This window comes from Paenibacillus darwinianus, from assembly GCF_000598065.1.
Classification (GTDB): Bacteria; Bacillota; Bacilli; order Paenibacillales; family Paenibacillaceae; genus Paenibacillus_I; species Paenibacillus_I darwinianus.
The window spans coordinates 1-4,121 of record NZ_KK082188.1 but is presented as its reverse complement, the minus strand read 5'-3'; the positions used below and the strand labels follow the sequence as shown (position 1 = coordinate 4,121).

The window sequence follows — 4,121 nt, the reverse complement described above, 5'->3', positions numbered from 1 at the left end:
CGGCGGGAGGGAACGAGCCGTTTCCGTCATTATCCCTGTCATGAACGAGCGCCGGACGATTGGGGCTGTAATCCGCGAAGCCAGGCGCGTGCATGAGGATACCGAGGTGATCGTTGTGGCGAACGGAACAAGGGACGGCTCCGATGCGATTGCCGAGGCGGCCGGCGCCCGGGTCATCTCGTTTCGCGATCCGCTCGGACACGACGTCGGCAGAAGTGTAGGCGCGCAGGCGGCGAACGGCGGCATACTGCTTTTCATCGATGGCGATATGGTGATCAATGCCGAAGATTTGCGGCCGTTTATCCGGGCGATAGAGGCCGGTGCGGATGTAGCTTTAAACAATTATCACGGTCCGGCCCGGATGCGGCGTGTGCATGGCGTGGTGCTCGCCAAGCATGCGCTGAATACGCTGCTTGGCCGAAGCGACCTGGGCGGAGCATCGCCGACTGCCGTGCCTCACGCGCTCGGACGCAGGGCGCTGCAGGCCATTGGCCCCGACGCCTTGTCCGTGCCGCCCCTTGCCCTGGCCAAAGCGGTCAAAGCGGGTCTCGACATTCGTTTGCCGCACTATGTGAATGTGGGAAAGCGCAATCCGCTGCGCCGGACGCGGGAGCGGAGACAGCCGCTTGAGCGGTTGATCGTCGGCGACCATCTGGAGGCTTTGCATTGGTGGATGTCGGTATCGGAAAACGGCGGAAACGACGGTTCTTCCGTGCAAACGTCAATCATGAGGTGATGTCATGAAACGAACCGGAAAACCGTGCGGACAACTTGCGCCGCGCAGCCGGTGGAGGTCTGCCGGGCGCGGCAAAAGGGGCATCCCCGGACGCAGGCCGGTTCGCGGCAGCGCCGGAACCGTTTTTGGAAGGCGAGGCCTGCGGATTTCGGTCGTCGTTACCGGCGGGAACGGGAGGGAAGCGCCGCTCAAAGCGCTGCCTGGGCTGGGTCGGCTTCGACCGCGCCAAATCATCGTTCTGCTGCATGGGGAGGGAAAAGTCGGCCTCGAGCTCATTCGTTCTTTTCCGAAAACGACCGTTATCCATACGCCGGAGCCGCTTGGCCATAGGGGTGAACGCTGCGCAGGCGCCAGACTGGCCGAGGGCGATGCGATTCTGTTTGTCGACGGAACCGTTCCGGCCGACGCCCAGCGGCTCAGACCGTTGCTGAAAGCGGTACGGAGCGGAGTGGATCTGGCCTTGGAATATTCAGGAACAGGTCTCGTACCGTTCAGTGCGTGGGATGATACGATGCGTTTGCGCGCATTTCTGAACAGCGGCTTGAGTAGGCCGGATCTGGGCGCCAGTTCGATGTCGGATCTGCCTTACGCCTTGTCTCGCCGGGCTTTGCGCGCTTTAGGGGCGGATGCTCTTGCCGAGCCGGCCAAGGCGCACGCCGCTGCGATCACCCGGGGTTTGCGCGTACGGGCTTGCGGGCGCACGGCAGGCAGAGGTCGTGTAGGCGGCGGCAGCGAACGGTCCGGAGTCCACTTACCCGGCCGGCGTTCCATCGATGAGCATATCGAAGCGCTTAGGGAAGCGATGAGTCGGGGCGGAGCAAGGCTTGGACTGATCGATGCCGAAAGACGGCGGAGCGCCGCGAGAGGAGGAATTACGTTATGAGTTTGCGTTCGACAGGCAGGCAAACGGATGCCAAACGAACGCCCTTTGAGCTGATGGTCGTCGATAACGGCTCGACGGACGGAACGGCTGAAAGGTGGCGCACGATTTCGGCCATATGGCCGACCGGATCGCAAGCGGCAAGGAAACGCTCTAAGGCGCACGCCGACTTATCGCGAAACCGCCTTAGGGACACACGTACGAAAGGGGATGAGGGGACATGCGCAAGCTTGCCGGGGGCGCCCGTCGAACCAAACGGCGAACCCCTCCGCGAAATCGAAGGCCGGAAATCCGCGGCCGATTCGCTGACGGCCACGCCGCCGGTTACCGGGACGGACTGCAGACGGGAATGGCCGCTTACGGGACGGTATACGAAGGCACGAGCATCGTCATTCCGACCTGCAATCATGTCGAATATTTAAAGAACTGCATAGACAGTATCATCGACAACACGGACCTGCCTTACGAAATCATCGTCGTGGACAACGGCTCGACCGATGCAACGGCCGCTTATTTGAAAAGCCTGCGCGGGCGTGTCCGATACCGGCTCCTGGAGACGAATCTCGGCTTCGCCGCAGCAGTCAACCACGGCCTGATGATGGCGAAAGGACGGACCATCGTGCTGCTCAATAACGACGTGCTTGTCACCGAGCATTGGCTCGAAAATATGATGCGCTGCCTGTACAGCGATGAACGGATCGGCATGGTGGGGCCGGTGACGAATTACATCAGCGGCGAGCAATTGATGAAAACCAACTATTCGTCCACGCGCGAGATGTACGCCTTCGCCCGCCGCCATAACTTGCCCGATCCGGCCAAATGGCGGGAGACGAACCGGCTTACCGGCTTTTGTCTCCTTTTCCGCAGGGAACTGTGGGAACGGACCGGGTATTGGGACGAGGGCTTTCAGAACGGGAATTTTGAGGACGACGATTACTGCGTCCGGGTCCGGATGCAGGGCTATTCGCTCATGATCGCGGGCGATGCGTTCATCCACCATTTCGGCAGCGTGACCATCAAAGCGTTCGGCAAAAGCTACCGGCAAATAAACGAACGAAACGGGCAGTATTACATGGACAAATGGGGGGACCCGCACGGGATGGTGCATCGGGCCAGGGCGAACGGCCTCCCGCATTTGTACGCTCAGAAGGACTTTTACCCCCGGTTCATTGCGGTAAAAGGAATTGGCGATACCGTATTTTGGCTCGACGGCGGAGAACGGCGTCCGATCCACGGCGACAGTGGCGGCTTGCCGGTCGTCCAGCTCACGCAGATCGACATCGGGCGCTGGCCGATCGGGCCTGTGATTGCGGCGGAAGAGGCGGAGGCGGCCTGGCATGCGGACCGGGCAGCCGTTGACATGCAAGGAGGCGTGTTGGCGGCGTTGCCGGAGGGCGCGCTCTACTATCTGGAGTCCGGTGTCAGACGCTTTGTCGCAACCATGGAAGCCGCGTCCGCATGGAAACTGACCGCGAAGCCGGTTGTGCCGGCGTCTCATGAGCAGCTCGCAGGCTTTCCGGAAGGTTTGCCGGTGATTGCGCCGGCCCGCTGCGGACAACGGCTGTAAAACGGTTGTGGCAGGCAGGCGGACTGTGCATATGCTGGTAAAAGATAGGAGGGACGACAATTGTGCAGCAGGTGTTGGATGAGTTGATCGGTCATTTGTCCGTATCGCACCAGCAGCTTGCCCGGATGCTGGATGCGGAGCGCCACATTGCGGTCAAGATGGCTCAGGTCGTGCATGCGCTGCCCGACCGGAACCCTCAATTCGGAGGTTTTGACGGTTTGCTGGAAGGCGCGTATACCGTGAGCAAGAACGTCGTTTCTTATTTGCACGGGCTTGCCGAGCTGCAGGAAGCGTTGGCGGACCAGCTGACGGTCGTGTTGAAGGAAATGGACGACCCGGAGGAAGAATGATTCGAGAGGAGAACGTGTCATGAACCGGGATGGGGCTTATTTGCGGATGCTGGACGCTTCGGCCAAAATGCAGCGGAACGTGGCGATGATTCTGGAGGCCAAGGCGATTGAGGCGGAAAAAGCGCGCAGCTGGTTCGTCAACCACGTCAGCCCTGACGCATTCGCCGATCATCTCGGCGAGCTGAAGGAGACGACTCAGGTCCACGGCCACGTGATCGAAACGCTTGAAGGCTTGACGAAGCTGGGACAGGGGATGACGAAAGTGCTTAAAGCCGCGCTCGGGCAGACCGAAGGCGGCGAAGAGGGAGGCGGCCCGTTCGGCGGCGGCTTTGACCTTCGGGAACGGTAGCTGTGTTCCGCGGGGATGACGAACGGCTGGTGAGGCTGGATCTAATCGCTTCCGTGGCCCAGAGCCAGCGCGCGCTCGCCAGAGTGCTGGATACGATTGCGGATGTCTCGGTCGTGTCGCCGGCTGCGGCCCGTTCGATCGCTGATAATATCCGGCTGCTGTCCGGCTTGCAGCAGTCGATGGCGGCGGCGGTCACCGGCATCCGGTTCCGCGAGATTCGAACGGGCCGTCCCGGCAAG

At 61.3% G+C, this 4,121-nt stretch carries 6 protein-coding genes; all 6 read left to right on the top strand.

Features of this window, described 5'->3' with window-relative positions:
* Nucleotides 1-28: 28 nt before the first annotated feature.
* Entirely contained in the window at nt 29-736 is a 708-nt protein-coding gene (locus tag BG52_RS12015; RefSeq protein ID WP_223299004.1) for a glycosyltransferase family 2 protein, read from the top strand.
* Nucleotides 737-740: 4 nt separating this feature from the next.
* Entirely contained in the window at nt 741-1,619 is an 879-nt protein-coding gene (locus BG52_RS12010; protein ID WP_051588032.1) for a glycosyltransferase family protein, read from the top strand.
* Between the two features lie 217 nt (nt 1,620-1,836).
* Nucleotides 1,837-3,183: a glycosyltransferase family 2 protein gene (locus BG52_RS12005; RefSeq protein ID WP_036586137.1), complete on the top strand. Its 1,347-nt coding sequence runs from the start codon at nt 1,837-1,839 to the stop codon at nt 3,181-3,183.
* A gap of 62 nt (nt 3,184-3,245) precedes the next feature.
* Nucleotides 3,246-3,533 carry a hypothetical protein gene (locus tag BG52_RS12000; protein ID WP_036586135.1) on the top strand — a complete coding sequence of 96 codons (288 nt, stop codon included), beginning with the start codon at nt 3,246-3,248 and terminating at the stop codon, nt 3,531-3,533.
* A 19-nt stretch (nt 3,534-3,552) separates the two neighbouring features.
* Entirely contained in the window at nt 3,553-3,882 is a 330-nt protein-coding gene (locus BG52_RS11995; RefSeq protein ID WP_036586133.1) for an alpha-helical endospore appendage domain-containing protein, read from the top strand.
* Between the two features lie 2 nt (nt 3,883-3,884).
* Nucleotides 3,885-4,121, top strand: a 237-nt coding sequence (locus BG52_RS11990; RefSeq protein ID WP_036667327.1) for a hypothetical protein, incomplete at its 3' end; no start/stop codon positions are given.